General features: G+C 72.2%; 23 protein-coding genes and 1 pseudogene. 13 read left to right on the top strand and 11 right to left on the bottom strand.

Features of this window, described 5'->3' with window-relative positions; genetic code table 11:
- Positions 1 to 103 precede the first annotated feature (103 nt).
- Complete coding sequence (locus ACFY4A_RS40490; RefSeq protein ID WP_390834322.1) at positions 104 to 1,213, top strand: SAM-dependent methyltransferase; 1,110 nt, start codon at positions 104 to 106, stop codon at positions 1,211 to 1,213.
- Here ACFY4A_RS40490 and ACFY4A_RS40485 read toward each other — a convergent pair.
- Complete coding sequence (locus ACFY4A_RS40485; RefSeq protein WP_390834321.1) at positions 1,178 to 2,329, bottom strand: NADH-quinone oxidoreductase subunit D; 1,152 nt, start codon at positions 2,327 to 2,329, stop codon at positions 1,178 to 1,180. The genes ACFY4A_RS40490 and ACFY4A_RS40485 overlap by 36 nt on opposite strands.
- Positions 2,330 to 2,360: 31 nt before the next feature.
- Here ACFY4A_RS40485 and ACFY4A_RS40480 point away from each other — a divergent pair, with 31 nt between their 5' ends.
- Both ACFY4A_RS40480 and ACFY4A_RS40475 read left to right on the top strand, forming a co-directional pair.
- Positions 2,361 to 2,867: a PH domain-containing protein gene (locus tag ACFY4A_RS40480; protein WP_390834320.1), complete on the top strand. Its 507-nt coding sequence runs from the start codon at positions 2,361 to 2,363 to the stop codon at positions 2,865 to 2,867.
- Between the two features lie 83 nt (positions 2,868 to 2,950).
- Positions 2,951 to 4,258, top strand: a complete 1,308-nt coding sequence (locus ACFY4A_RS40475; protein ID WP_390834324.1) for a PH domain-containing protein — start codon at positions 2,951 to 2,953, stop codon at positions 4,256 to 4,258.
- Positions 4,259 to 4,314: 56 nt separating this feature from the next.
- On the opposite strand, the gene ACFY4A_RS40470 is transcribed toward ACFY4A_RS40475, so the two are convergent.
- Together ACFY4A_RS40470 and ACFY4A_RS40465 are read right to left on the bottom strand one after the other, a co-directional pair.
- On the bottom strand, positions 4,315 to 5,628 hold the full coding sequence (locus tag ACFY4A_RS40470; RefSeq protein WP_390834319.1) for a hypothetical protein: 1,314 nt from the start codon (positions 5,626 to 5,628) through the stop codon (positions 4,315 to 4,317).
- Positions 5,629 to 5,812: 184 nt separating this feature from the next.
- Entirely contained in the window at positions 5,813 to 6,940 is a 1,128-nt protein-coding gene (locus ACFY4A_RS40465) for an alpha/beta hydrolase (protein ID WP_390834318.1), read from the bottom strand.
- Between the two features lie 229 nt (positions 6,941 to 7,169).
- Between ACFY4A_RS40465 and ACFY4A_RS40460 the strand changes: the two genes are divergently transcribed.
- The 6 genes from ACFY4A_RS40460 (at position 7,170) to ACFY4A_RS40435 (ending at position 12,310) form a co-directional block, all read left to right on the top strand.
- Positions 7,170 to 8,981 carry a phosphatidylglycerol lysyltransferase domain-containing protein gene (locus ACFY4A_RS40460; protein ID WP_390834317.1) on the top strand — a complete coding sequence of 604 codons (1,812 nt, stop codon included), beginning with the start codon at positions 7,170 to 7,172 and terminating at the stop codon, positions 8,979 to 8,981.
- Positions 8,982 to 9,081: 100 nt separating this feature from the next.
- Entirely contained in the window at positions 9,082 to 10,038 is a 957-nt protein-coding gene (gene folP / locus ACFY4A_RS40455; protein ID WP_390834316.1) for a dihydropteroate synthase, read from the top strand.
- Complete coding sequence (locus ACFY4A_RS40450) at positions 10,035 to 10,538, top strand: nuclear transport factor 2 family protein (protein ID WP_390834315.1); 504 nt, start codon at positions 10,035 to 10,037, stop codon at positions 10,536 to 10,538. Before folP ends, ACFY4A_RS40450 begins: the two co-directional genes overlap by 4 nt.
- Before the next feature lie 250 nt (positions 10,539 to 10,788).
- Positions 10,789 to 11,148 (top strand): dihydroneopterin aldolase, encoded by a 360-nt coding sequence (gene folB / locus ACFY4A_RS40445; protein ID WP_390834314.1) that lies wholly within the window; start codon positions 10,789 to 10,791, stop codon positions 11,146 to 11,148.
- A complete protein-coding gene (folK, locus tag ACFY4A_RS40440) occupies positions 11,145 to 11,756 on the top strand; it encodes a 2-amino-4-hydroxy-6-hydroxymethyldihydropteridine diphosphokinase (RefSeq protein WP_390834313.1) in 612 nt (203 codons plus the stop codon). Before folB ends, folK begins: the two co-directional genes overlap by 4 nt.
- Positions 11,757 to 11,821: 65 nt before the next feature.
- Positions 11,822 to 12,310, top strand: a complete 489-nt coding sequence (locus tag ACFY4A_RS40435; protein WP_390834312.1) for a DUF3180 domain-containing protein — start codon at positions 11,822 to 11,824, stop codon at positions 12,308 to 12,310.
- Between the two features lie 55 nt (positions 12,311 to 12,365).
- Here ACFY4A_RS40435 and folE read toward each other — a convergent pair whose 3' ends face one another.
- From folE to dacB, 6 genes are all read right to left on the bottom strand, one after another.
- On the bottom strand, positions 12,366 to 12,971 hold the full coding sequence (gene folE / locus ACFY4A_RS40430) for a GTP cyclohydrolase I FolE (RefSeq protein WP_390834311.1): 606 nt from the start codon (positions 12,969 to 12,971) through the stop codon (positions 12,366 to 12,368).
- Between the two features lie 120 nt (positions 12,972 to 13,091).
- A complete protein-coding gene (gene ftsH, locus ACFY4A_RS40425) occupies positions 13,092 to 15,131 on the bottom strand; it encodes an ATP-dependent zinc metalloprotease FtsH (protein ID WP_390834310.1) in 2,040 nt (679 codons plus the stop codon).
- A gap of 184 nt (positions 15,132 to 15,315) precedes the next feature.
- Entirely contained in the window at positions 15,316 to 15,876 is a 561-nt protein-coding gene (gene hpt / locus ACFY4A_RS40420) for a hypoxanthine phosphoribosyltransferase (RefSeq protein WP_260825569.1), read from the bottom strand.
- A 76-nt stretch (positions 15,877 to 15,952) separates the two neighbouring features.
- Complete coding sequence (gene tilS, locus ACFY4A_RS40415) at positions 15,953 to 17,143, bottom strand: tRNA lysidine(34) synthetase TilS (RefSeq protein ID WP_390834309.1); 1,191 nt, start codon at positions 17,141 to 17,143, stop codon at positions 15,953 to 15,955.
- A 192-nt stretch (positions 17,144 to 17,335) separates the two neighbouring features.
- The gene (locus ACFY4A_RS40410) at positions 17,336 to 18,481 is read right to left on the bottom strand and encodes a zinc-dependent metalloprotease (RefSeq protein ID WP_390834308.1); all 1,146 of its coding nucleotides are present in this window, start codon (positions 18,479 to 18,481) and stop codon (positions 17,336 to 17,338) included.
- A gap of 609 nt (positions 18,482 to 19,090) precedes the next feature.
- Positions 19,091 to 20,707: a D-alanyl-D-alanine carboxypeptidase/D-alanyl-D-alanine-endopeptidase gene (gene dacB / locus ACFY4A_RS40405; protein WP_390834307.1), complete on the bottom strand. Its 1,617-nt coding sequence runs from the start codon at positions 20,705 to 20,707 to the stop codon at positions 19,091 to 19,093.
- Between the two features lie 79 nt (positions 20,708 to 20,786).
- Between dacB and ACFY4A_RS40400 the strand changes: the two genes are divergently transcribed.
- Together ACFY4A_RS40400 and ACFY4A_RS40395 are read left to right on the top strand one after the other, a co-directional pair.
- Entirely contained in the window at positions 20,787 to 21,278 is a 492-nt protein-coding gene (locus ACFY4A_RS40400; protein ID WP_390834323.1) for an inorganic diphosphatase, read from the top strand.
- Positions 21,279 to 21,398: 120 nt separating this feature from the next.
- A complete protein-coding gene (locus ACFY4A_RS40395; protein ID WP_390834306.1) occupies positions 21,399 to 23,138 on the top strand; it encodes a threonine/serine exporter ThrE family protein in 1,740 nt (579 codons plus the stop codon).
- Between the two features lie 25 nt (positions 23,139 to 23,163).
- Here the strand turns inward: ACFY4A_RS40395 and ACFY4A_RS40390 are convergent, their stop codons facing one another.
- Complete coding sequence (locus ACFY4A_RS40390) at positions 23,164 to 24,081, bottom strand: DedA family protein (RefSeq protein ID WP_390834305.1); 918 nt, start codon at positions 24,079 to 24,081, stop codon at positions 23,164 to 23,166.
- A 161-nt stretch (positions 24,082 to 24,242) separates the two neighbouring features.
- Between ACFY4A_RS40390 and ACFY4A_RS40385 the strand changes: the two genes are divergently transcribed.
- Positions 24,243 to 24,608, top strand: coding sequence for a YbjQ family protein (locus ACFY4A_RS40385; RefSeq protein WP_390834304.1), 366 nt, complete (start codon positions 24,243 to 24,245; stop codon positions 24,606 to 24,608).
- Between the two features lie 39 nt (positions 24,609 to 24,647).
- Here ACFY4A_RS40385 and ACFY4A_RS40380 read toward each other — a convergent pair whose 3' ends face one another.
- The gene (locus ACFY4A_RS40380; RefSeq protein WP_390834303.1) at positions 24,648 to 25,409 is read right to left on the bottom strand and encodes a MerR family transcriptional regulator; all 762 of its coding nucleotides are present in this window, start codon (positions 25,407 to 25,409) and stop codon (positions 24,648 to 24,650) included.
- A gap of 303 nt (positions 25,410 to 25,712) precedes the next feature.
- Here ACFY4A_RS40380 and ACFY4A_RS40375 point away from each other — a divergent pair.
- Positions 25,713 to 26,228: pseudogene (locus ACFY4A_RS40375) on the top strand (pyridoxal-dependent decarboxylase); the annotation flags it as partial.
- Positions 26,229 to 26,319 lie beyond the last annotated feature (91 nt).

Here is a 26,319-nt window from a genome sequence, read left to right as displayed (position 1 = left end):
CCGCGTACTGGGCGTACGCGGGCGATCCCGACAACGCGGCGAGGCGCCGTGCCAGGCGTCGCGGGGCAGGCGGGACTTTCGAAACACGCCCTAGTCTGTCGGGGTGGCGGACGACACGGCGGACAGGACCCCGCGCACCACGGCGGACAGCACCGCGCGCACCACGGCGCAGAAGGCGGCGGACGGCCGGGCCGAGGAGTGGCGCGGCTGGCGGGCTGCGACCGAGGAGGCCCTGTACGGGCCGGACGGCTTCTACCGGCGGCCCGAGGGCCCGGCCGGTCACTTCCGTACGTCCGTGCACGCTTCACCGCTGTTCGCGCAGGCCGTGGCGCGGCTGCTGTGCCGGGTCGACCGGGCGCTGAGCCGCCCGGCGGCGCTCGACTTCGTCGACATGGCGGCCGGGCGGGGCGAGCTGGCCGCGGGCGTGCTCGCCGCGCTGCCGGCGGACGTGGCGGCACGCACGCGCGTGCACGCGGTCGAGATCGCCGCCCGGCCGGAGGGCCTGGACGACCGGATCGCATGGTCGGGGCAGGCCCCGCGAGGGATCACCGGGCTGCTGTTCGCCAACGAATGGCTGGACAACGTGCCGGTGGAGGTCGCGGAGGTGGACCCCGCGGGCGTGGCCCGGCGGGTCCTCGTACGGCGGGACGGCGCCGAACGGCTCGGGGAGCCGGTGTCGGGGGCGCAGGCGCGGTGGCTGGCCCGGTGGTGGCCGCTGCCCGCCGAGCAGGGCCTGCGCGCGGAGATCGGGCTGCCCCGCGACGCCGCCTGGGCCGCCGCGGTCTCGCGCGTCGAGCGGGGCCTGGCGGTCGCCGTCGACTACGCGCACACGGCCGGCGCGCGACCGCCCGTCGGGACGCTCACCGGCTTCCGGGACGGCCGGGAGACGGCGCCGGTGCCGGACGGGTCGTGCGACATCACGGCGCACGTGGCTCTGGACGCGTGCGCCGCGTGCGCGCCTCCGGGCGCCCGGCTGCTGACGCAGCGCGAGGCCCTGCACGCCCTGGGAGTCACCGGCGTACGCCCCCCGCTCACTCTCGCCTCCACGCGCCCCTCGGAGTACGTGCGCGCCCTCGCGCGGGCCGGGGAGGCCGCCGAACTCACCGCGGCGGGCGGGCTCGGCGACTTCGGCTGGCTGGTGCAGCCGGCCGGTCTCGCGGAGGCGGACGCGGCGGCCCTACTTGTCGATGTCCCCGACCACGAAGAACATTGACCCCAGGATGGCCACCATGTCCGCCACCAGCGTGCCCGGCAGCAGCTCGGTGAGCGCCTGGATGTTGTTGTACGACGCCGAGCGCAGCTTCAGCCGGTACGGGGTCTTCTCACCCTTGCTGACCAGGTAGTAACCGTTGATGCCGAGCGGGTTCTCGGTCCACGCGTACGTGTGCCCCTCGGGTGCCTTGAGGACCTTCGGCAGCCGCTGGTTGATCGGGCCGGGCGGCAGCTCGGCCAGCCGGTCCAGGCAGGCGTCGGCGAGGTCCAGCGCGTTGTGGGCCTGCTCCAGCAGGCACTCGAAGCGGGCCAGGCAGTCGCCCTCCTGCCGGGTGACCACCTTCAGGGTGTCCTGCACCTGCCCGTACGCCAGGTACGGCTCGTCGCGGCGCAGGTCGAAGTCGACGCCCGAGGCACGCGCGATGGGACCGCTCACACCGTAGGCGTGCACGGCCTGCGGCGACAGGACGCCCACGCCCCGGGTGCGTCCCCGGAAGATCTCGTTGCCGAGCACCAGGTCGTCGAAGACGTCCATGCGCGAGCGAACGGCGGCCACCGCGGCACGCGCGCGCGTGGCCCAGCCGGCCGGCAGGTCCTCCTTCAGGCCACCGACCCGGTTGAACATGTAGTGCATCCGGCCGCCGGAGACCTCCTCCATGACGTTCTGGAGGACCTCGCGCTCCCGGAACGCGTAGAAGACCGGTGTGATGCCGCCCAGCTCCAGCGGGTACGAGCCGAGGAACATCAGGTGGTTGAGCACCCGGTTCAGCTCGGCGAGCAGGGTGCGCGTCCACACCGCGCGCGCGGGCACCTCCATGCCGAGCATCCGCTCCACGGCGAGGACCACGCCCAGCTCGTTCGAGAAGGCCGACAGCCAGTCGTGGCGGTTGGCCAGCATGATGATCTGGCGGTAGTCCCGGGCCTCGAACAGCTTCTCCGCGCCGCGGTGCATATAGCCGATCACCGGCTCCGCGCGCGTGATGCGCTCGCCGTCCAGCACCAGCTTCAGCCGTAGCACACCGTGCGTGGACGGGTGCTGCGGCCCGATGTTGAGCACCATGTCGGTGCTCTCCGCGGCGCCGCCGATCCCGACCGTGGTCTCCGTCGTAGGAGTCATGGACACAGTCTCTCGTACGTACGCTTGCCGCATGGAAACGGGGAGCCGGGAGGACGAACGGGCGGCGGCCGGGGACGAGCCGGTGTGGCGAGCGCTGCCGCGCGGCCTGCTGCGGATGCGCCGGCTGCTGCTGGTGGTGTGGACGGGCCTGTTCGCCCTGGCCGCGGGGGTGCTGCCGGGTCTGCTGGCCGGTCCTGCCTGGTCGGCGTTCGCCCTGCTGCCGCTGGCGCTGATGGCGTGGGGCTGGGTGCTGCTCGGCCGCAACTGGCGCTCGTGGCGGTACGCCGAGCGCGCCGACGACCTGCTGATCAGCCGGGGCGTGCTGTGGCACGAGGAGACCGTCGTGCCCTACGGGCGGATGCAGCTGGTCGAGGTCACCTCCGGGCCCGTCGAGCGGCACTTCGGGCTGGCCACCGTGCAGCTGCACACGGCCGCCGCCGCGACCGACGCGACCGTCCCCGGCCTCGACCCGGCCGAGGCGGAACGGCTGCGCGACCGGCTCACCGAACTCGGCCAGGCACGATCGGCGGGGCTGTGACGGCGGCGGGGGGCGACGAGGCCATACGCGGAGAGGCCGGAAGCGACGGGGGCACACCGGAAGAGGCCGCGAGCGACACGGCCGTGCGTGACGAGCGGCCCGTGACCGAGCGGCGGCTGCATCCCGTCACGCCCCTGAGACGGGCGTGGGCACCGGTCGCCGTGCTCACGGGCTGGGCCGTGCACGACCCCGACCAGGCCCAGCGGCACCTGACGCGGCTGACGACGACCACGCTGCTGATCGGGCTCGCGGTCGTCATACCCCTGGCCGCCCTCTACGGCTTTCTGTCCTGGTGGTTCACGCACTTCGCGGTGACCGACACCGAACTGCGCATCCGTACCGGGCTGTTCTTCCGCCGCACCGCGCACATCCGACTGGAGCGGATCCAGGCCGTCGACGTCACCCGGCCGCTGCTCGCGCGGGTCGCGGGTGTGGCCAAGCTGAAACTCGACGTCATAGGGACGGACAAGAAGGACGAACTCGCCTTCCTCGGCGAGGAGGAGGCCAGGGCGCTGCGCGCCGAACTGCTCGCGCGCGCGGCCGGGTTCGCGCCCGAGACGGCGCACGAGGTCGGTGAGGCACCCGCGCGGGAGCTGGTGCGCGTACCCGCGCGCGTGATCGCCGTCTCGCTGCTGCTGACCGGCGCGACCTGGGGGTCGCTGGTCGCCGCGGCCGTCGTGCCGCCGCTGCTGTGGCTGGCCGCCCACAGCCTGTGGACGGTGCTGGCCGCCGTCGTGCCGCTGCTCGGCAGCGCCGTGGCGAACAGCGCGGGGCGCTTCGCCGCCGAGTACGACTGGGTGGTGAGCGAGTCGCCCGACGGGCTGCGGATCGACCGGGGGCTGCTGGACCGTACGCACGAGACCGTGCCGCCGGGGCGGGTGCAGACCGTGCGGATCGTGGAACCGCTGCTGTGGCGGTGGCGCGGCTGGGTGCGGGTCGAGCTGGACGTCGCCGGGTCGTCGAACTCCGTGCTGCTGCCGGTCGCTCCGCGGGAGGTCGCCGAGTCGGTGATCGCCCGGGTCCTGCCCGGGGTGACGGTGCCGCAGGCCTCCTGCCTGCTCCGGCCACCGCGGCGCGCCCGGTGGTGCGCGCCGGTGTGGTGGCGCGGGCACGGGATCGCCGTCACCGACGCGGTGTTCGCCGCGCGGCACGGGCTGCTGCGGCGCCGGCTCGCGCTGGTGCCCCACGCGAAGGTGCAGAGCGTGCGGCTGCGGCAGGGGCCCTGGCAGCGCGTGTGGGGCCTCGCCGGCGTGCACGTGGACAACGGGGCCGACAAGACCGTGACGGCCCGTCTGCGGGACGCGCCGGAGGCGTCCCGGCTGCTGCGGGCCCAGGCGGAGAGGTCGCGCACGGGCCGCCGGAGCGCGCGACCTGACCGGTGGATGACCTGACCGGTGGGTGACCCGAGCGCGACGCCGGGCGGGCGCCCGGCGTCGCGGAGGGGCCGTCAGGAGGCCGCGGTGCGCAGCCCCGGAAGGTCGATTCGTTCCGTCTCGTCGTGGGCCGTCAGGTCGATGATCTGACGGTCGGCGGCCGGCTTGTACTGGGACTCGGCCTCCGCCTTGTGCAGGGCGAGCGCCTCCTGCCCCACGACGTCGGCGAGGTCGTCGTTCTGGACGGTGCCCGGCTCGGTGGCCGACGAGTCCTTCTTCGTGCCGAAGAAGTCGAATCCGCCCTCGACCAGCGGGCGCCGCGTGGGCGCGACCGGTACGACGGCCACCGCGGTCGGCACGGTGAAGTGCCCGGAGGGCAGTTGGGGCGCGGGCTTGGCCGACTCGACCGCCGTGGCGGAGGGGGCCGGTACGGCCTGCTCGCCCGGATCGGCCGCGGTGGTCCGGTCGGCCGGTTCGGCCGGGTCGGCCACCCCGGTCGCCTCGGCGGGATCACTCCGGTCGGCAGACGCGGCCTCCGCCTCGGTCGCGGCGACCGCGTGCTCGGGCGTCTCACCCGTCCCGGCCTCCCGCGCGGGATCCAGGTCGGCGTCGCCGTCCGCCGGTACGGCCGTTTCCTGCACCGGATCGGCCTCCGACGCGGTGTCATCCTCGCGGGACGGGCCCGACTTCGTGGCCTCGTCCGTCCTTGCCGCCCGGGCGCCGCCCCTGCCCAACCGCGACAAGGCGGTCTCGGCGCGCAGGTACAGCGCGGATCCCTCCGGGGAGAACACGCCGGGGGCCGCGGCCTCCGGCTTCTTCTCGGTGGGCCCGGTGCCGGCGGCCCCGGTCGCGGGGGCCGCGGACTGGTGCGTCTCCGCGCCCGCGACGTCCGGGGCGGCCGTCGGCGCGGCGGGCAGCGCGAGCATGTCGGAGCCGGTCTCGATCTCCAGCAGGCGGCGGCCCTCCAGCGCACTCGCGCGCTCGGTCTCCGCCGTGGCGTACCGCCGCAGCAGTGCCGCGTGCTCGTTGCGCAGCCCCGCGAGTTCCGCCCGCCTGGCGCGCAGCTTCTGCTCCAGGCGGCCGCGCAGTTCGCGCGACTCCTCAAGGTCGGTCTCGAGTTCGGCGACCCGTTCCTCGAATCGCCACTCGTCGCTCGCACGCGCGCGCGTGAGGTCGGCCACCCGCCGTCCGGCCTGCGCGTCCCAGCGGCGCATGACGACCGCGCCGAGAACGGCGGTCACCGCGGCGGTCCCGGCGAGCAACCGCAGCACCGCCGCGTCCGTGAACGCCCAGGGGCCCAGGGCGCAGACGACAGAGACGCCGGCGATCGCCGAAGGAGGCAACAGCCTGTGCAGGGGTGGGGAATGGCGGTGACGTCCACGTGGCATGGCCAGAAACCTACCGCGCGTACGCGAATCATGCCGGGCCGCCCCGCAAAAAGACAGCCATAACGAAACCTTCATGCGTCAGCGGGAGTTCCGGCCGCGTTTTTCCTCGACTTCTTCCCCGCCTTCCCTCGCCCCGGCCCGCTCGTCCTCCTTCACTTCCGCCGCTGTTTCAGCAAGATCATTTTCAGCGGTCGCCGAGCAGTCCGCTCATCCACTGCAACGTCGCCGGGATCTCGCGCCGCCAGGTGTTGAAGTTGTGGCCGCCGCTGTCGAGGATGATGGACGCGATCCGGGTCCTGTTCGTCGCCTTCACCGCGTCGATGAACCTGAGCGTGGACCTGTAGTTGCTCTCGCCGAGCCTGCTGCTGGTGACGAGCAGCGAAGTGTGGGGCGCCGGCAGGTGCTTGATGCTCCACATCAGATCGGCGCGGTTCCGCAGATTCCTGTCCCCCTGAAAAAGATCACCCGTGGTCGGGTCGGTGGGCGCCTTGTAGTACGGGGACAGACCCGCGCCCGCGGCATACACCTCGGGATGGTGCATGGCGAGTTTCAACGCGCAGTAACCGCCCGTGGAGTCGCCGACGATGCCCCAGCTGCCCGGTTTTTTTCCGACCCGGTAGTGCGCGAGGACCGCGTCAGGCAGATCTTCGGCGAAGAACGACTCGGTCTGCGGGCCGCCCGGGATGTCCGCGCACTCCGTGTCACGCGGCGGCGCCACCGTGGGCCGCAGCATCACCAGGATCATCGGCTGCATCCGCCCGGTCCTGGCGAGCTCCTGCGCGGTGTGCGGGTAGCGGAGCTTGCTGATCAGCGCCTGGGCGGTGCCCGGGTAGCCGGTGAGGACCACGGCCGCCGGGAAGGTACGGGTCCGGTACTGCGGCTGGAAGTACTCCGGCGGCAGGTAGACGAACGCGGGCGAGGCGATGTGCGTCGTACGGCCCACGATGCCGACCTGCTGGATCTGGCCGGAGACGTCCGGCCGGTCGCCGTTGCCCAGCCGCACCTGCTGGGTGCCGATCACCTGGAGGGGGCCGCCGGCGCTGCCGTGTGCCGAGTTGTCCACGACGACCCCCGGCGCGTTCTCCCGTCCGAACAGGTCCGCCCAGCTGGCGTAGAAGCCGAAGGCCTGGTTGGCGGCGAGTCCGACGCAGGCGAAGATCGCCACCTGCGTGACCAGGAGCAGGCCGACGCGTCCGGTCACCGCGCCCCAGGTACGGCGGGCCAGACGCGGCCAGAGCCACACCGTGCCGACGAACAGCAGCACGGCGAAGAGGATCGCCAGTACCAGCACTTTGTTGCTCGTGAGACCCATGGGCCCTTCCTGCCTGCATTTCCCGACCAGGGGGCCCACCGACGCTTCCTTGCTAGGGCTTGCCCTGAGCTTTCCCTGCCCTTTGACCCGACTTTCCGGCGGGGAGTGAACCTCTCTCCCCGAGACACCGTCCTAGAGGGCGCAATGTCGCCGGATGCCCGGATAGGCACCGGATTCAAGGTCTCTCGCAGAACTACGGGATGCGATGTCTGTCAGGGTAGATGGGGAAATGTCGGACGGGGTTCCGGACCGATCAAGCAGGGTGCGGCGCATACTCCGCGGCCCGCGCCCCGAGGCCGTCCCCGCGCTGGTCGGCAGGGCCTGCGCGGTCGTCGGCCTCCTGGACATCGCCGCGGGTGTCATCCCGCGCTTCCGGCACAGCCGTATGCACGCCATGGCCGAGGTGCTGCCGGGCTCGTTCGGCCCGTTCGCCGCGGCGCTCTCGCTGAGCGTGGGCGTGCTGTTGCTGCTGCTCGCGCACGGCCTGAAGCGGCGCAAGCGCCGGGCCTGGCGCGCGGCCGTGGTCCTGCTGCCGGCCGGTGCGGCGGCGGAGTTCGTCTACCGGCACTCCGTCGTCGGGGTGGTCATCTCGCTGGCACTGCTCGCGCCGCTGCTGATCCACCGCGGCGAGTTCGCCGCGCTGCCGGACCCGCGCAGCCGCTGGCGGGCACTGGCCAACTTCGTCCTCATGAGCGCCGGCTCGCTGACCCTGGGCATGATCATCGTCAGCGTGCACACGCACCGCATGGTCGGCGACCCCAGTGTGGCGGACCGGCTGACCCATGTCGTCTACGGCCTGATCGGCTTCGAGGGCCCGGTGGACTACCAGGGCAACACCTCCTGGACCGTCGCCTTCTCCCTCGGCGCCCTCGGCTGGCTCACCGCCGTCACCACCGTCTACCTGGCCTTCCGCCCCGAGCATCCGGCGGCACGCCTGACCCAGGAGGACGAGACCCGGCTGCGCGAGCTGCTGGCCCGGCACGGCGGCCGCGACTCCCTCGGCCACTTCGCGCTGCGCCGCGACAAGGCGGTCGTGTTCTCCCCCAGCGGCAAGGCGGCGGTGACGTACCGGGTCGTCTCCGGCGTGATGCTCGCCAGCGGGGACCCCATCGGCGACGTGGAGGCCTGGCCGGGTGCCATCGAGCGCTTCATGGACGAGGCCAGGGCCCACTCCTGGACGCCCGCCGTGATGGGCTGCTCCGAGACCGGCGGCGAGGTGTGGACCCGGGAGACCGGCCTGGACGCCCTGGAACTGGGCGACGAGGCGGTGGTCGACGTCGCGGATTTCTCGCTCGCCGGACGCGCGATGCGCAACGTCCGCCAGATGGTCAAGCGCATCGAGCGAGCCGGCTACGAAACACGGGTGCGGCGCGTCCGTGACCTCGGCGGTACCGAGCTGGAGCGCGTCCGGCGGGCCGCCGAGGACTGGCGCGGTACCGACACCGAACGCGGCTTCTCCATGGCCCTCGGCCGGATCGGCGACCCGGCCGACGGCGACTGCCTCATCGCCACCGCCCACAAGCAGGACGCGGAGCCCGGCGAGTACGGCGACCTGAAGGCGATCCTGCACTTCGTGCCCTGGGGCGAGGACGGCGTGTCCCTGGACCTGATGCGGCGCGACCGCTCGGCCGACCCCGGCATGAACGAACTGCTGATCGTGGCGGCGCTCCAGGCCGCCCCGAAGCTCGGCATCACCCGCATATCGCTGAACTTCGCCATGTTCCGCTCGGCGCTGGCGCGGGGCGAGAAGATCGGCGCCGGCCCGGTGCTGCGTGCCTGGCGCGGGCTGCTGGTCTTCCTCTCCCGCTGGTTCCAGATCGAGTCGCTGTACAAGTTCAACGCCAAGTTCCAGCCCCGCTGGGAGCCGCGGTTCGTCGTCTACCGCGCCTCCTCGGACCTGCCCCGCATCGGCTTCGCCGCCATGCAGGCCGAGGGCTTCGTCAGCCTCGGCCTCCCGCTGCCGCGCTTCCTGCGCCGCCGTTCCGCCGCCCAGGACCCCTGCGCGCACGCGGTGGCGGAACGGGACGTACGCGCGGCATGACCCCGACCGGCCCGGGCGGAACCCCCGCCCCCTCCAGCACAGGGGCGTTCCGCCCGGGCCACAGCACGAGGGGGCCGGGGGCTGGGCCTACGCTGAACGTATGAGCAACTTCAGCGGGCGCGGCCGCGTGGCGGGCCTTCCGACGTGGGGCCGGTGCGCGGTCATGGGGGTCGTGAACGTGACCCCCGACTCCTTCTCCGACGGAGGCCGCTGGTTCGACACGACCACCGCCGTCAAGCACGGCTTGGACCTGGTCGCCCAGGGCGCGGACCTGATCGACGTCGGCGGCGAGTCCACCCGGCCCGGCGCCACCCGCGTCGACGAGGCCGAGGAGCTGCGGCGCGTCATCCCCGTGGTGCGCGGCCTCGCCGCCGAGGGCGTCACGATCTCCGTCGACACCATGCGCGCCCGCGTCGCCGAGCAGGCGCTCGCCGCCGGCGCCGCCCTCGTCAACGACGTCAGCGGCGGCCTCGCGGACCCCGCCATGATCCCCGTGGTGGCGGCCGCGGGCGCCCCTTTCGTCGTGATGCACTGGCGCGGCTTCCTGGAGGGCGGCAACGTCCGCGGGGTGTACGAGGACGTCGTCACCGAAGTCGTCGACGAGCTGCACGCGCGCGTGGAGGCCGTCCTGGAGGGCGGGATCGCCGCCGACCGCGTCGTCGTCGACCCCGGCCTCGGCTTCTCCAAGGAGGCCGGGCACGACCTCACGCTCCTGGCCCACCTCGACCGCCTGCGCGGGCTCGGCCACCCCGTACTGGTCGCCGCCTCCCGAAAGCGGTTCCTCGGGCGGGTGCTGGCCGGCCCGGAGGGCGCGCCCCCGCCCGCGCGCGAGCGCGACGCCGCCACCGCCGCCGTCTCCGCCCTCGCCGCGCACGCCGGCGCCTGGGCCGTACGCGTCCACGAGGTCCGCGCGACGGCGGACGCGGTACGCGTCGCCCGCGCCGTGGAACAGGCACGCACCCCCGCGAGCGCACCGGAGAACCAGGCGCACCCCTCCGGTGGCGGGCAGGCGGACGGCAGACGTGGTGCGCACGGCCCCGGCGAAGGAGACCGGTGAGCGCGCCCCACACCGACGTCGAGCAGGTGGAGGCCGCCAACACCGCCTACTACGAGGCGCTGGAGCGGGGTGACTTCGAAGAGCTGTCCGCGCTCTGGCTCACCCCCTCCGACCTGGGCGTCGACGAGGAGTACCACGATCCGGCCGACACCGGCGTGATCTCGTGCGTGCACCCCGGCTGGCCGGTGCTCACCGGACGCGGCGAAGTGCTGCGCTCCTACGCGCTGATCATGGCGAACACCGACTACATCCAGTTCTTCCTCACCGACGTGCACGTCTCGGTGACCGGCGACACCGCCCTGGTGACCTGCACCGAGAACATCCTCAGCGGCGGCCCCGCCCCCGCGGCCGGCGGCGAGCTCGGCCCGCTGGTCGGACAGCTCGTCGTCGCCACCAACGTGTTCCGCCGCACCGGTATCGGCTGGAAACTCTGGTCCCACCACGCCTCCCCCGTTCTGGCCGAAAACGACGGTGCCGAGGACGACGACACGCCCGCCTGAGTGGGTAGGCGCCTGGAGCAGGAACCCAGAGTGGCCGGAATCACGAACTTCGGGAAAAGGGCCGCCCACCGATCCGTGAGCAACCGGGTTCTCCAGGGGAAACACACGATGAAACCTGCCGGACCCGGCTCGCCCCCGCCTCCCCGCGGCCCGGCTTCGTCAGTGCCCGCAGGTAGATTCGTGCCAGACCGGTGTGCCGCCCGCACGCGGCAGGGACCGGTCGCCGCCGACGATTGCAGGAGTGATTCGCGTGGATCGTGTCGCGCTGCGCGGCCTGAGGGCCCGCGGGCATCACGGTGTGTTCCCCAAGGAACGCGAGGAGGGCCAGACCTTCCTCGTGGACATCGCCCTGGGAGTCGACACCCGGCCGGCCGCGGCCGACGACGACCTGGCGAAGACCGTGCACTACGGCATCGTGGCCGAGGAGGTCGTGGCCGTGGTGGAGGGCGAGCCCGTGAACCTCATCGAGACGCTCGCCGAGCGCATCGCCCAGGTCTGTCTGAAGCACGACGGGGTCCTGGAGGTCGAGGTCTGCGTCCACAAGCCGGACGCCCCGATCACCGTTCCCTTCGACGACGTGACCGTCACCATCACCCGGAGCCGAGTATGAACGCGCCTTTCACCAAAGGGCCCACCGACCCGACCGTCCAGCCGGTGCCCGCCTCGGTCGTCGAGAAGGTCGACGCCGCGGACACCACGCTGCAGAACCCCAAGCGAGCCGTGATCTCGATCGGCTCCAACCTCGGCAACCGCCTGGAGACCCTCCAGGGCGCCGTCGACGCCCTGGAGGACACCCCCGGCGTCCGCATCAAGGCCGTCTCCCCCGTCTACGAGACGGAGCCGTGGGGCGTCGAGCCCGGCAGCCAGCCGTCGTACTTCAACGCGGTGGTGGTCCTGAAGACCACGCTCCCGCCGTCCTCACTGCTGGAGCGCGCCCACGCCATCGAGGAGGCCTTCAACCGGGTCCGCGACGAGCGCTGGGGGCCGCGCACCATCGACGTGGACATCGTCGCCTACGCGGAGACCGTCTCCGACGACCCGCTCCTCACGCTCCCTCACCCGCGCGCCCACGAGCGCGCCTTCGTCCTCGCCCCGTGGCACGACGTGGACCCGGACGCGCAGCTCCCTGGCCTGGGCGCGGTGGCCGACCTGCTGACCGCGATCACCCGCGAGGGCGTCGAGCCCCGGGCGGACCTGGAACTCCGGCTGCCCGAGTAGTCGTTAAGGTCAGGACGACGCAAGGTCTGCGACCGACCGCGGTCCGGGGGAGCTGAAGGGACACCGTGAGAGAGCTGCGTATCAGGGTGCTGGCAGGCGTGTTCGTCGTCGCCGGAGTGCTGTCCTGGGCGGGCGCCCGGCTGTGGAACGCCGTGGGGACGCTTCCCGGCGTCCCGCTGGCCGCCCCCATCGTCCTCGCCCTGATCGCCGCGGTCCTCTTGTCCACGGCGCTCTCCCTGCGGGCCCGGCTGAAGGCCCAGCGCGAGCGCCGGCCCGGCGCCAAGGGAGTCGATCCCATGATGGCCGCCCGCGCGGTCGTCTTCGGTCAGGCCAGCGCCCTGGTCGCCGCCCTCGTCGCCGGCATGTACGGAGGCACGGGCGTCGCCCTCCTGGAACTCCTCGACATCCCCGCCCGCCGCGACCAGGCCTTCTACGCCGGCTTCTCGGTCCTCACCGGCATCGCGGTGATAGCGGCCGCCCTGTTCCTCGAACGGGTCTGCAAGCTCCCGGAGGACGACGACCAGAACCCGCCGGGGGCGGAACCGACGGCGTGAGCCGGCGGCCGGCCCGAGCAGGTGAGCAGGCGGGCGCGGCCGGGCGCCGTCCGCGTCAGCGCGCCATGATGAGGCTCATCGCCTCGTTCCGCGTCGCCGCGTCCCGCAGCTGACCGCGCACCGCCGAGGTGATGGTCTTCGCGCCGGGCTTGCGGATGCCCCGCATCGACATGCACATGTGCTCGCACTCCACCACGACGATCACACCGCGCGGCTCCAGGATCTCCATCAGCGAGTCCGCGATCTGGGTGGTGAGCCGCTCCTGCACCTGCGGGCGGCGGGCGTAGACGTCCACCAGCCGGGCCAGCTTCGACAGCCCCGTGATCTTCCCGCTGGTGGACGGGATGTAGCCGACGTGCGCGACGCCCCGGAACGGCACGAGGTGGTGCTCGCAGGTCGAGAACACCTCGATGTCCTTGACCAGCACCATCTCGTCGTGACCCAGGTCGAACGTCGTCGTCAGCACGTCCTCGGGCTGCTGCCACAGCCCTGCGAATATCTCCTTGTACGCCCGGGCCACCCGTGCCGGTGTCTCCCGCAGACCTTCACGGTCCGGGTCCTCGCCGACCGCGATGAGGAGTTCGCGCACGGCGTTCTCGGCGCGCTTCTCGTCGAACTCGCCGAGCAAGCCCTCGCCGTCCAGCGTCACGGGGTCGGTCATGTGAAGCCTCGTTCCTGTGTGTCTTGATCTGCGGACATGCCAAATGCCGCGCCCCCAGGCTAGAACCTGGGGAACGCGGCATACATTCCGGGGCCGATGCGTCCCGGCTCGGGGCTCCGGTCAGTTGTCCGGACGGTCCTCCGGCACCTGCTCCGTGGCCGGGGCGGGCTCCGTCGCCGTGGACTTGACGGTGCTGATCGCCGCCGTCGAGCCGTTGGTTCCGTTCGTCAGCGCGAGCTCCTTCGGGGAGAGCACCGGCGGGCGGGTCGACGGGGTGCGGCGGGAGGAGCCGGTCCAGGCGGGCCGCGGCGGCCGCTTGACGATCGGGGCGAAGATCTCGGCGATCTCCTCCTTGCCCAGGGTCTCCTTCTCCAGGAGGGCCAGGACGAGGTTGTCGAGGACGTCGCGGTTCTCGACCAGGATCTCCCAGGCCTCGTTGTGCGCGTTCTCGATGAGCTTCTTGACTTCCTCGTCCACCAGCGCGGCGACCTCTTCCGAGTAGTCGCGCTGGTGAGCCATCTCACGTCCGAGGAACGGCTCGGTGTTGTCGCCGCCGAACTTGATCGCGCCCAGACGCTCGGTCATGCCGTACTGGGTGACCATCGCGCGGGCCGTGGCGGTGGCCTTCTCGATGTCGTTCGCCGCGCCCGTGGTCGGGTCGTGGAAGACCAGCTCCTCGGCCGCGCGGCCGCCCAGCATGTAGGCGAGCTGGTCCAGCATCTCGTTGCGGGTCGTGGAGTACTTGTCCTCGTCGGGCAGGACCATCGTGTAGCCGAGGGCGCGGCCGCGGGACAGGATCGTGATCTTGTGGACCGGGTCGGAGTTCGGCGAGGCCGCCGCGACCAGGGCGTGACCGCCCTCGTGGTACGCGGTGATCTTCTTCTCCTTGTCCGACATGATCCGGGTCCGCTTCTGCGGGCCGGCGACCACGCGGTCGATCGCCTCGTCCAGCATGTGGTTGTCGATCAGCTTCTTGTCGCTGCGGGCCGTGAGCAGCGCGGCCTCGTTCAGGACGTTGGACAGATCGGCACCCGTGAAGCCGGGGGTGCGGCGGGCGACGGCGGACAGGTCGACGTCGGGCGCGACCGGCTTGCCCTTCTGGTGGACCTTGAGGATCTCCAGACGGCCCTGCATGTCGGGGCGGTCCACGGCGATCTGGCGGTCGAAGCGGCCCGGACGCAGCAGTGCCGGGTCGAGGATGTCGGGCCGGTTGGTGGCCGCGATCAGGATCACGCCGCCCTTGACGTCGAAGCCGTCCATCTCGACCAGCAGCTGGTTCAGCGTCTGCTCGCGCTCGTCGTGGCCGCCGCCGAGGCCGGCGCCGCGGTGACGGCCGACCGCGTCGATCTCGTCGACGAAGACGATCGCCGGCGCGTTCGCCTTGGCCTGCTCGAACAGGTCGCGGACGCGGGAGGCGCCGACACCGACGAACATCTCGACGAAGTCGGAACCCGAGATCGAGTAGAACGGGACGCCGGCCTCACCCGCGACGGCACGCGCGAGCAGGGTCTTGCCGGTGCCGGGCGGGCCGTAGAGCAGCACGCCCTTGGGGATCTTCGCCCCGACGGCCTGGAACTTGGCCGGCTCCTGGAGGAACTCCTTGATCTCGTGGAGCTCCTCGACGGCCTCGTCCGCGCCCGCCACGTCCGCGAACGTCGTCTTCGGGGTGTCCTTGGTGATGAGCTTGGCCTTGGACTTGCCGAAGTTCATCACCCGGGAGCCGCCGCCCTGCATCTGGTTCATCAGGAACAGGAAGACGACCACGATGAGGACGAAGGGGAGCAGGGAGAGCAGGATGCCGACGAAGGGGCTCTGCTTCGACGGCGAGACCGTGTAGCCCTTCGGGATCTGCTTGTCCTGGTACTTGGTCTGCAGCGTGTTGGCGATGGTCACGCCCTGGTCGCCGATGTAGCTCGCCTGGATCTTCGAGCTGCCGTCGACCTTCTGGCCGTCCTTGAGCTCGACCTTGATGGTCTGCTCGTCGCCCGTGGTCAGCTTGGCCTGCTGGACCCTGTTGTCATTGATCGCCGCTACGACCTTGCCGGTGTCCACCGTCTTGTAGCCGCCGGACTGACCGACGACATTCATCAACACGACCACGGCAAGGACGGCCAGCACGATCCACATGACCGGCCCACGGAAGTATCGCTTCACGTCCATCCATACGGAGCGGTGCCGCCCCGTCCCTCCTGCCATAGTGAGTTTGATAAGACAGTTCTTCTGACGGTACCCCAGCATTGGGGCTCGAAGCCGCACAGTAGGGCCCGCGTACCCGTCTGCTTGCTCCAACGGCTCCAGGGCCGCCGGGGTTCCCGATCACGTACCGCGCTTGAGCCCTTCGGGGTCAGCCGCCGTAGACGTGGGGTGCGAGCGTACCGACGAACGGCAGGTTCCGGTACTTCTCCGCGTAGTCCAGGCCATAGCCGACGACGAACTCGTTGGGGATGTCGAAACCGACCCACTCCACGTCGATGGCGACCTTCGCGGCCTCGGGCTTGCGCAGCAGCGTGCACACCTTCAGGGATGCGGGCTCCCGGGAGCCGAGGTTGGAGATCAGCCAGGAGAGGGTCAGACCGGAGTCGATGATGTCCTCGACGATCAGGACGTGCTTGCCCTTGATATCGGTGTCGAGGTCCTTGAGGATCCGCACGACGCCGGAGGACTGGGTGCCCGCGCCGTAGGAGGACACGGCCATCCAGTCCATGGTGACGGGGGTGGACAGCGCCCGGGCGAGGTCCGCCATGACCATCACCGCGCCCTTGAGGACGCCGACGATCAGCAGGTCCTTGCCCGCGTACTCCGCGTCGATCTTCGCGGCCAGCTCGGCCAGCTTCGCGTCGATCTCTTCCTTGGTGATGAGTACCTTCTCGAGGTCGGCACCCATGTCTTTCGCGTCCACCCGCATCACTTTCGGTCGTCTCACCGGCGTCGACGGCCCTCCTCCGGACTCCGCGTCAGCGGGCCGGCAGGAGGGTCCCGATTCAGCCTTGCCGAATCACCAGTCTGCCACCCTGCCGATGGGCGACGACCCTGCCGGGGAGGTTGATGGCCTTCTGACCGCGCCAGCCGGTGATCAGCCGGTCGACTTCCTCGATGTGCCGGGCGAACAGCGAACCGGCCGGAGCGCCGGCTTCGATGGCGGCACGGCGCAGGATGCGGCGGCGTACGGCGGGGGGCAGGGCGTACAGCTTGGCGCACTCCAGGCGGCCCGCGTCGTCGCGGACGGTGGCCTCGGCGTGGCCGGCCCAGACGTCGAGGGCGTCGGCGTCGTCGCGGGAGAGCCGGGCGGTGCGCGCGAGGGCCTCCACGACGCCCTTGCCGAGGGCCTTCTCCAGGGCGGGCAGGCCCTCGTGGCGCAGCCGGGAGCGGGTGTAGGCCGGGTCGGTGTTGTGCGGGTCGTCCCAGACGGGCAGGCACTGGACCATGCAGGCCTTGCGGGCGGTCTGCCGGTCGATGTGCAGGAAGGGGCGGCGATAACGGCCGCCGGCCCCCGAGACCGCGGCCATTCCCGACAGGGAGCGGATGCCGGAGCCGCGGGCGAGGCCGAGGAGCACCGTCTCGGCCTGGTCGTCGCGGGTGTGGCCGAGCAGGACGGCGTGGGCGCCGTGGCGCTCGGCTGCGGCGTCGAGGGCGGCGTAGCGGGCGGCGCGGGCGGCGGCTTCCGGCCCGCCGTCGCGGCCGACGGTGACGGTGACGGCCTCGACCGGGTCCAGGCCGAGTGCGCGCAGCCGCTGGACGACCTCGTCGGCGCGCAGGTCGGAGCCGGCTTGCAGGCCGTGGTCGACGGTGACGCCGCCGGCCCGGATGCCGAGCTTGGGGGCTTCGAAGCCGAGGGCGGAGGCGAGCGCCATGGAGTCGGCGCCGCCGGAGCAGGCCACGAGCACGAGCGGCGACGGCGGACGCTCGTGGGGGGCCGCTGTGTCCGGTGCGGCTGGCGAGGCCGATGCGGCATGCGCGGCCGGCGAGCCCTGGGGGGCCTGCGCGGTCGCCGGGACGCGGCCCGGCGTCGACGCGCCGGGCGGGGGGTGCCCGGGGAGCTGCGGGGCAAGGAGGACCGGCCGGGCGTGCGCGGTCGCCGGCGCGGGATGGGGCGAGAGCTGTTCGTCGAGGATGTCGTGGAGGACGCGGCGTACCGCCAGGCGTATCGCCGCGACCGCAGGATGGGGACCCATGTCCGGTTCCCTTCACGGAGTCTTCGGGGGTGAGCCCGATATCGGTCACTCAGAGTGCGTCGATGGTGACAGAAACAGGCCGTTCCCCGAGCATTGCACGCCTACGCACGGCTCACGGTCCCTCGGACGAGTGATTGAAGTGGCGTTCGCCTGCCGCAGGCCGGATTCGGCTCCCGGCCGTAGCACACGCGGTCACGGTTCGGCCCTGCGATGCACCCGTGCGATCCAGTCCGCCGGCTTGGAGATCTCCGCCTTGGTGGGGAGGGTGTTGGGGGAGGTCCACACCCGGTTGAAGCCGTCCATGCCGACCTGCTCGACGACAGCGCGCACGAACCGCTCGCCGTCGCGGTACTGGCGCAGCTTGGCGTCCAGGCCGAGCAGCTTGCGCAGGGCCATGTCCAGGCGGGAGGCGCCCCGGGCGCGGCGCTGCTGGAACTTCTCGCGGATCTCCGCCACGGTCGGCACGACGTCCGGACCGACGCCGTCCATCACGAAGTCGGCGTGGCCCTCCAGGAGGGACATCACGGCGGTCAGGCGGCCGAGGATCTCGCGCTGCGCCGGGCTCTGGACCATCTCGACCAGGGAGTGGCCGCCGTCGTCCTCCTCGCCCTCGGGGCGGCCGCCGGCGAGCGACTGGGCGGCCTCGCGGATGCGCTCCAGGAGCGCCATGGGGTCGACGTCCGTCTCCGCCAGGAAGGACTGGATCTCGCCCTCGAGGTGGTCGCGCAGCCAGGGCACGGCGGTGAACTGTGTGCGGTGCGTCTCCTCGTGCAGGCACACCCACAGGCGGAAGTCGTGGGGGTCGACGTCGAGTTCGCGCTCGACGTGGACGATGTTGGGCGCGACGAGCAGCAGCCGGCCTCCGCCGGGTGAGTCGGGGGGCCCGCCGGCCGGCAGGTCGCGGGTGGCGGGGGCGAAGGTCTCGTACTGGCCGAGGACGCGGGAGGCGAGGAAGGACAGCAGCATCCCGAGTTCCACACCGGTGACCTTGCCTCCGACGGCGCCGAGGACCGCGCCTCCGGGGGTGCTGCCGCGCCGCTCCTGCATCTTGTCCAGGAGGGGTTTGAGGATCTCGCGGAACCCGGCGACGTTCGCCCGCACCCAGCCGGGGCGGTCGACCACGAGTACGGGGGTGTCGCGGGCCTCGCGTGTGCCCAGGCGGGTGAAGCCGCGGACGTGCCCCTCGGACGCCTTGGCGTGCCGGCGCAGTTCCGCGACGACGGCCCGGGCCTCGTCCCGGCTCACCTCGGGGCCCGGCCGTACCAGCCGGGTCGCGGTCGCGACCGCGAGATTCCAGTCGACCATCCCGGGACTTGCCGCACCACCGATGCTCGTCATGTGTCAACGGTACGTGAGCGCTGCCGCTGCGGGCAGGCCGTGGCGCTGGGTGGGTGGTGCCCTTCGTGTTCCGACCGTGGTCCGGGTGCACCGGGTTGCCCGGCGGGCCAATCGGGGCTGCCGGGACCTGCCTCACGGCGGGTGGGGCCGGCACCGCGCGGCGGCGGCCGGACGGGCTCCGGACGGCCCGCGCCGGCCGTGCGGCCGCGGCGGAGGGCCGGTGGGGACCTGTGCGGGGGCCGACGCAGCCGTCCGGCCCCATGCCCGGATGACGCGCGGTACGCCGGCCGCGCCCGTGCGGCGCCAGGCCGGCGATGGACCGGTGCCCGCCCGTAGGGCGGGGCGCCGCCCGGGTCCGCCATACGGCCGTGCGCTGAGTGACCTGGAACCGGCACGGCCCGGCAGCTCCTCACCCGAACGGCCGCCGTCTGCGGCGCCCCGGCCACTGGGCCCCCGGCGACCGCGTCGGGCGCAGCCGCGGGGGCGAGTCCGGCTCTGGTGCGAGCCGCGCGGCAGTGATGCTGCGGCCTCCGTGAGTCTGGTGCGCGGCACTGGCGGTCTGCGGCCGGACGGATCCGGGGGCCGGAGCGGCGGTGGCGGGCGCGGTGGTCAGTCGCAGGTGCAGGTTGCCAGGGTGGTGACCGCGTGGTCGAGGGCCGACTGGGCTGCTTCCGGGCCGGTGGTGTTCTCCGCGAGGAAGGCGAAGGCGAGCAGGTGGCCGTTGCGGGCGACGACCGTGCCGGCGAGGGTGTTGACGCCCGTCAGCGTGCCCGTCTTCGCCCGTACGAGCCCCGCCGCACCGTCCGTGTAACGGTTGGTCAGGGTGCCGGTGAAGCCGGCGACCGGGAGGCCGGTGAGGACCGGGCGGAGTCCGGGGTCGGCCGGATCGGCCGCCTTGGCCAGCAGGGCCGTGAGCAGGTCCGCGGTGAGCCGGTCGGCACGGTTGAGCCCGCTGCCGTCGTGGAAGGCGGCGCCCGTCAGGGGCAGGCCGAGTTTCCTCAGCTGGGCGGCGATCGCGGCGGCGCCCCCGTCGAAGTCCGGCCGCCCACCCGTCGCGGCGGCCGTCTGGCGGGCCAGGGCCTCGGCGATGTCGTTGTCGCTGTTGGTGAGCATCCGTTCGACCAGCTCCGACAGCGGGGGCGAGGAGACGGTGGCCAGGGTCTCCGCGCGGCCGGTCGCCTTGGCCGGCCCGGCGACCGTGGTCCGGATGCCGTGGCCGGACAGCAGGCCGGCGAAGGCGCGGGCCGCGTCCGCCGCCGGGTCGGCCACGCGCGGGGCCGGGCCGCTGGCCGAGTCGTCGGTGCGGCCCTCGTCGGTCATCAGGGCGCTGACCGGGGCCAGGTTGTCGTTCACGCCGATGGGGTGCAGGAGGGGACCGGCGTACAGGGTGGTGTCGTAGGAGAGCGTCACCTCGGTCACATGCCGCTTGGTCAGCGCGGTCGCCGTGTCGGTGGCCAGAGTGCGCAGGCTCGCCAGGTTCCCGGCGTCCTTGCGGGCGGTGAGCGTGGGGTCGCCGCCCGCGATCAGGACGAGCTTCCCGGTGCCGGGCTCCAGGGCGGCGCGGGTGGTGAGCCGGTGGTCGGCGCCGAGGGCGGACAGCGCGGCGACGGCGGTGGCGATCTTGGTGGTGGAGGCGGGGGCGAACAGGTCGCCGGCGCTCTTGCCGTAGAGCCGCTCACCGGTGGTGACGTCGAGGACGGCCGCCGCGCGGCGGGTGCCGAGGGCGGAGTCCCGCAGCAGCGGGTCCAGGGCGGCCGCGAGGGCCGAGGCGTCCGACGCCGGCCGCGCCGGGTCGCCGGAGCCGCCGAGGCCCACGAGCACCGGGACGGCGCTGGGCGCGGGCTTCGCCCCGCCGTCGGACGCAGACCCGGACGCGTCGGACGTACGCGACGGATCCGGCGTATCGGCCCGGCGACCGTGATCTGTGCCACCCGCGCGGCCCAGTGCCGCCGCCCGGTCCCGCTCGGCCGTACGCTGGCCGGAGGAGTCCCAGGGCCCGGCGGCGGTCACCACACCGGCGGCGAGCGCCAGCCCGGCCGTGGCGGCACCCGCGGTGTACTGCCAGGTCTTCGGCTTCGCAAGCCGCGGCCCGGCGGCCCCCGCGAGCCGCGCGACCCGCGGTTTCACGGCCTGCGCGGCCCGTACGAGCCGCGGCCGTGCGGCCCGTGCGAGACGGGCCAGGCGCGGTCTCGCGGCCCGCCAGGCTCTCAGCTCCGGCACGACCACCAGCCCCTTTCGCGATCACACACCTGCGTGAGGGACACTTAACCACCAGAACTATGTGCTGATCATGGAGGAGCCACCGGTGGAGTTCGACGTCACGATCGAGATCCCGAAGGGTTCGCGGAACAAGTACGAGGTGGACCACGAGACCGGTCGTATCCGCCTGGACCGTCGACTCTTCACCTCGACCAGCTACCCGGCCGACTACGGCTTCGTCGAGAACACCCTCGGCGAGGACGGCGACCCGCTGGACGCGCTGGTCATCCTGGACGAGCCGACCTTCCCCGGCTGCCTCATCAAGTGCCGCGCGATCGGCATGTTCCGGATGACCGACGAGGCCGGCGGCGACGACAAGCTGCTGTGCGTGCCGGCGTCCGACCCGCGTGTGGAGCACCTCCGGGACATCCACCACGTGTCGGAGTTCGACCGCCTGGAGATCCAGCACTTCTTCGAGGTCTACAAGGACCTGGAGCCCGGCAAGTCCGTCGAGGGCGCCAACTGGGTGGGCCGCGCCGACGCCGAGGCGGAGATCGAGCGTTCCATCAAGCGTTTCCAGGAGCACGGCGGTCACTGAGCCCCGCGCCTGCCACGGGCCGCACCATCCCCACGGGGGCGGTGCGGCCGTTCGCGTACCTGTACCTCCGTCTGCGCATACTGAGGCAGACGGAAGGTGTCGTTCAGGGAGCGTTACTCAGTGACGGACGCGGAGGACCGCAAGCCGCAGTCGGACGAGGCGCGGAGCGCGTTCAGGGTTCCCGCCGGGCCCTCGGTGACGCAGGTGACCCAGGTGATTCCGGTCGTACCGGCGGCCGACGGGGAGTCGTCCTCGACGTCCGAGTTCGCCGTGCCCGAGGGGCTGACGGCGCCCAGGACGGGGCCCGAGTCGGAGACCACGTCCGAGTTCGCCGTGCCGGACGGGCTCGACGTCACGCCGCCGCCGGCCGTGGAGCCGGAGGGGTCCGCGTTCAGCCGGCCGAGTACCTACAGCGCCCGCCAGGCCCCGCCCGCCTTCACCCCGGCGGGCGGCATCCCGGCGGTCAACCTGCACAAGGACGTCCCCTGGCAGGACCGCATGCGCACCATGCTGCGCATGCCGGTCGCCGACCGGCCGGCGCCCGAGCCGGTGCAGAAGGCGGAGGAGGGCGGCCCCTCCGTCCCGCGCGTGCTCGACCTCACCCTGCGTATCGGCGAGCTACTGCTCGCGGGCGGTGAGGGCGCCGAGGACGTGGAGGCGGCGATGTTCGCGGTCTGCCGTTCCTACGGCCTGGACCGCTGCGAGCCGAACGTCACCTTCACCCTGCTGTCGATCTCCCACCAGCCGTCCCTGGTCGACGACCCCGTGACGGCGTCTAGGACGGTACGCCGCCGGGGCACCGACTACACGCGTCTGGCGGCCGTCTTCCGGCTCGTCGACGATCTGAGCGATCCGGAGACCCACCTCTCCCTGGAGGAGGCCTACCGGCGGCTGGCGGAGATCCGCCGCAACCGGCACCCCTACCCCGGCTGGGCGCTGACCGCGGCCGCCGGGCTGCTCGCGGGCACGGCCTCCGTCCTGGTCGGCGGCGACCTGATCGTCTTCGTGGCCGCGGCGCTCGGCGCGATGCTCGGCGACCGGCTGGCGTGGCTGTGCGCGGGGCGCGGGCTGCCGGAGTTCTACCAGTTCACGGTCGCCGCGATGCCGCCGGCCGCGCTCGGTGTCGCGCTCACCGTGGCGCACGTCGACGTGAAGGCGTCCGCCGTCATCACCGGTGGACTGTTCGCGCTGCTGCCGGGGCGGGCACTCGTGGCGGGCGTGCAGGACGGGCTGACCGGCTTCTACATCACCGCCTCCGCGCGCCTGCTGGAGGTCATGTACTTCTTCGTCGGCATCGTCACCGGCGTGCTGCTGGTCCTGTACTTCGGTGTGAAGCTGGGCGCCCCGCTCGACCCGGACGCCGCGCTCGCCATGAGCCGGCGGCCGGTGCTCCAGATCGTGGCCGCGATGCTGCTGTCGCTGACCTTCGCCGTGCTGTTGCAGCAGGAGCGGTCCACCGTGCTGCTGGTGACGCTCAACGGCGGTGTCGCGTGGTCGGTGTACGGCGCCATGCACGACGTCGGCAACATCTCCCCGGTGGCGTCCACGGCCGTGGCGGCGGGCCTGGTGGGCCTGTTCGGGCAGTTGCTGTCCCGCTACCGGTTCGCTTCCGCGCTGCCGTACACGACCGCCGCGATCGGGCCGCTGCTACCGGGATCGGCGACGTACTTCGGTCTGCTGTCGATCGCGCAGAACCACGTCGACAACGGGCTGGTGTCGCTGGCCAAGGCGGTGTCGCTCGCCATGGCCATCGCGATCGGGGTGAACCTCGGCTCGGAGATCTCCCGGCTGTTCCTCAAGGTGCCGGGCGCCGCCTCCGCCTCGGGGCGCCGGGCCGCGAAGCGGACCCGGGGGTTCTGACCCGCGGCGCCCGGGCCGGCGCGCCCTACGGGGCGCGGTAGTAGCCGCCGTTGTCCGGGTACTGCGGGTTCTGGTCGTAGTCGCCCTGCTGCTCGCCGTAGGGCTGCTGCGGGTACGGCTGCGGCTGTGCGTACTGGTGGCCGTAGCCGTACTGCTGCTGCTCCTGCGGGGGGTGGTTCTGGTTGCCGTACTGGTACGGCGGCTCGATGCGGCGCAGACGGGTCGTGGCGTCGTCCATGACCGGCTGCTGGAACTGCTGCGGGTGCTGCTGGTACGGGGCGGCGGGCTGCTGGACCGGGGCGGCCGGCTCCTCGGGTGCGTTCTTCGCCTTGGAGCGGGCGCGCAGGAACTCGATGATGATCGGAACCACCGAGATGAGGACGATCAGGATGAGGATCGCCTCGATGTTCTTCTTGACGAAGCCGATGTTGCCCAGCCAGGAGCCGAGGAGCGTCACGCCCGCGCCCCACAGCACACCGCCGATGATGTTGAAGATCAGGAACGAGCGGTACCGCATGCCGCTGACGCCCGCGATGATCGGCGTGAACGTGCGCACGATGGGCACGAAGCGGGCCAGGACCAGGGACTTCGGGCCGTACTTCTCGAAGAACTCGTGCGCCTTGGTGACGTTCTCCTGCTTGAACAGGCGGGAGTCGGGCCGGTTGAAGAGCGACGGCCCGACCTTCTTGCCGAACATGTAGCCCGCCTGGTCGCCCAGGATCGCGGCGAGGCAGATCAGGCCGATGGCGCCCCACAGCGGGAAGTCCAGCTGCTTCGACGTGATCAGCAGACCGCAGGTGAACAGCAGGGAGTCACCCGGCAGGAAGAAGCCGATGAGCAGACCCGACTCGGCGAAGACGATGAGGAGCAGGCCCCAGATGCCGAACGTGTTGAGCAGGTAGTTCGGATCCAGCCAGCTCGGGCCGAGGGCAAGCGTCGTCACGGTTCCGGACTCCTGAGGGGTTGGGGTGGTACGGCGTCGAAGTGTCGAGGCGGGGCCTCGTGCGGTGCCGCACAAAGCTACCAACGCAAGGTATACGCCCAAGGTTCCACGGGTGCCCGGGGGATGGCGCTGGGCGGTCCGCTCACGCCAAGCTGTGCGCCATGGACATCGAGGAATACGGCGGCGGCCAGGGGCCCCAGCCGGACGTGCTGGTCGTGACGACGAACGACGTACCCGGCCACCGGGTGGAGAAGGTCATCGGCGAGGTCTTCGGGCTGACGGTCCGGTCCCGGCATCTGGGCAGCCAGCTCGGAGCGGGTTTGAAGTCGATGATCGGCGGTGAGCTCAAGGGGCTCACCAAGACGCTGGTGCAGACCCGCAACCAGGCCATGGAGCGGCTCGTCGAGCAGGCACGCGCGCGGGGCGCCAACGCGGTGCTGGCCTTCCGCTTCGACGTGACCGAAGCGGCGGACGTCGGCACGGAGGTGTGCGCCTACGGCACGGCCGTGGTCCTGGCCCGGGAGTGACCGCCGAGGGCCCGGGTGCGGGGACCCGGGCCCGGCCTCCTACGCCGTGTGCCGCTCGGCGTTGGCGAGGATCGCCTCGTGCAGGTACGCGGCCAGACCCGGCCGGATCTTCTCGTAGGTCGCGGTGAAGCGCGGGTCGGCGACGTACATCTGTGCCAGGCAGGTGTGCATCTCGTGCCCGCAGTCGTAGTAGCTGCCGGAGATGAACCGTCGGTGTTCCTCGGCCACGTCCATGGCGGCCCCGGAGCCGGCCGGCGTGCCCGCGTCGAGCAGCGCCGCCATGCGCCGGTGGATCGCGTCCTGCTCCTCGGTGAGCCGCTTCCAGTCCTCCTTGGTGTACGAGGCGGTACGGCGCTGGGACTGCCGGTGGGCCTCCGTGTCACCCCAGCGCTGTTGGACCTCGTCGGCGTACTGCTCGGGGTCGTGGTCGCCGAAGACCTCGAACCGCTCCTCCGGCGTGAGATCGATGCCCATCCTGCGTGCCTCCATGGCGTGCTCCACGGCCTCGGCCATCTTCTTCAGCTTCTCGATCCGGGCGGTCAGCAGGTTGTGCTGGCGGCGCAGGTGCGCGCCGGGGTCCGCCTCCGGGTCGTCGAGCAGGGCCGCGACCTCCTCGAGCGGGAAGCCGAGCTCCCGGTAGAACAGGATCCGCTGCAGCCGGTCGAGATCCGCGTCGCCGTAGCGCCGGTGGCCCGCGTGGCTGCGCTCGCCCGGGACGAGCAGGCCGATGTCGTCGTAGTGGTGCAGGGTGCGCACCGTCACTCCGGCGAATCCGGCGACCTGTCCCACGGAGTAGCTCACTTCCGCTCCTTTCTCGGTACGCAGTCCACGGTGGCTCCTCACGCCACGTGAGGTGCAAGCGCGTTTCGTTCCGGATGTTGTGTCGCTTTCGTCCGCTTATCGTGAGCCCGTGGCCCAGGACACCGCACAGCAGGCACCGACCGCCCCGGCGGCCCCGGCCCGCGTCCTGTCGCGAACTGCCCCGCCGTCCAGGCGCCGGGGTCGCGGGCCAGTTCGCGACCTCCCGTTCGCGACCATGACCGTGGTGAAGCTGGCCGCACTGCTCGTCGCCGCGTCCTGCGGGTTCCGCGGCGGCCGGGTCTGGAGGCGCTGCCCGAGGAGCTGGTCTTCCGGGTCAACTACCTGGGCGGTGACATGCCGACCTTCGCGCTGAACTTCTCCCGGCCCGGCGCGCAGGTGGTAGCCCAGTACTACTCGTTCCTGCGGCTGGGCCGCGAGGGCTACCGGCTGGTGCAGCAGTCCACCCGGGACGTGGCCCGCCACCTCGCCGAACGGATCGAGGCGCTCGGCGACTTCCGGCTGCTGACGCGCGGCGACCAGTTGCCGGTGTTCGCCTTCACCACGGCGCCGGACGTGCAGGCCTTCGACGTGTTCGACGTCTCCCGGCGGCTGCGCGAGAACGGCTGGCTGGTGCCCGCGTACACCTTCCCGCCGAACCGGCAGGACCTGTCCGTGCTGCGCGTGGTCTGCCGCAACGGCTTCTCGGCGGACCTCGCCGAGCTGTTCCTCGAGGACCTCGGCCGCCTGCTGCCCGAACTGCGCCGCCAGCCGCACCCGCTGATCCGGGACAAGAACGCGGCCACCGGCTTCCACCACTAGTGCAGCGCCGCATTGATCTTGCGGGGGTATGTGCCCCGCCGTCAGCGGCGACGCGGGCTGCTGACGGCGGAGGGTGATGCGTCAGTTCTTG

Source organism: Streptomyces sp. NPDC001292 (assembly GCF_042896465.1).
GTDB lineage: Bacteria > Actinomycetota > Actinomycetes > Streptomycetales > Streptomycetaceae > Streptomyces.
The sequence above is the reverse complement of the archived record's forward strand: the minus strand, read 5'-3'. Positions and strand labels throughout refer to the sequence as shown.

Bases quoted from the DNA above. Each gene is read 5' to 3' on its own strand.
- folK (WP_390834313.1), top strand. From the start codon at position 11,145: ATGAACGCGCCTTTCACCAAAGGGCCCACCGACCCGACCGTCCAGCCG.
- ACFY4A_RS40460 (WP_390834317.1), top strand. From the start codon at position 7,170: ATGTCGGACGGGGTTCCGGACCGATCAAGCAGGGTGCGGCGCATACTC.
- folP (WP_390834316.1), top strand. From the start codon at position 9,082: ATGAGCAACTTCAGCGGGCGCGGCCGCGTGGCGGGCCTTCCGACGTGG.
- ACFY4A_RS40470 (WP_390834319.1), bottom strand. From the start codon at position 5,628: ATGCCACGTGGACGTCACCGCCATTCCCCACCCCTGCACAGGCTGTTG.
- ACFY4A_RS40410 (WP_390834308.1), bottom strand. From the start codon at position 18,481: ATGACGAGCATCGGTGGTGCGGCAAGTCCCGGGATGGTCGACTGGAAT.
- hpt (WP_260825569.1), bottom strand. From the start codon at position 15,876: ATGCGGGTGGACGCGAAAGACATGGGTGCCGACCTCGAGAAGGTACTC.
- ACFY4A_RS40385 (WP_390834304.1), top strand. From the start codon at position 24,243: ATGGACATCGAGGAATACGGCGGCGGCCAGGGGCCCCAGCCGGACGTG.
- tilS (WP_390834309.1), bottom strand. From the start codon at position 17,143: ATGGGTCCCCATCCTGCGGTCGCGGCGATACGCCTGGCGGTACGCCGC.
- ACFY4A_RS40480 (WP_390834320.1), top strand. From the start codon at position 2,361: ATGGAAACGGGGAGCCGGGAGGACGAACGGGCGGCGGCCGGGGACGAG.
- ACFY4A_RS40485 (WP_390834321.1), bottom strand. From the start codon at position 2,329: ATGACTCCTACGACGGAGACCACGGTCGGGATCGGCGGCGCCGCGGAG.
- folE (WP_390834311.1), bottom strand. From the start codon at position 12,971: ATGACCGACCCCGTGACGCTGGACGGCGAGGGCTTGCTCGGCGAGTTC.
- ACFY4A_RS40465 (WP_390834318.1), bottom strand. From the start codon at position 6,940: ATGGGTCTCACGAGCAACAAAGTGCTGGTACTGGCGATCCTCTTCGCC.
- ftsH (WP_390834310.1), bottom strand. From the start codon at position 15,131: ATGGACGTGAAGCGATACTTCCGTGGGCCGGTCATGTGGATCGTGCTG.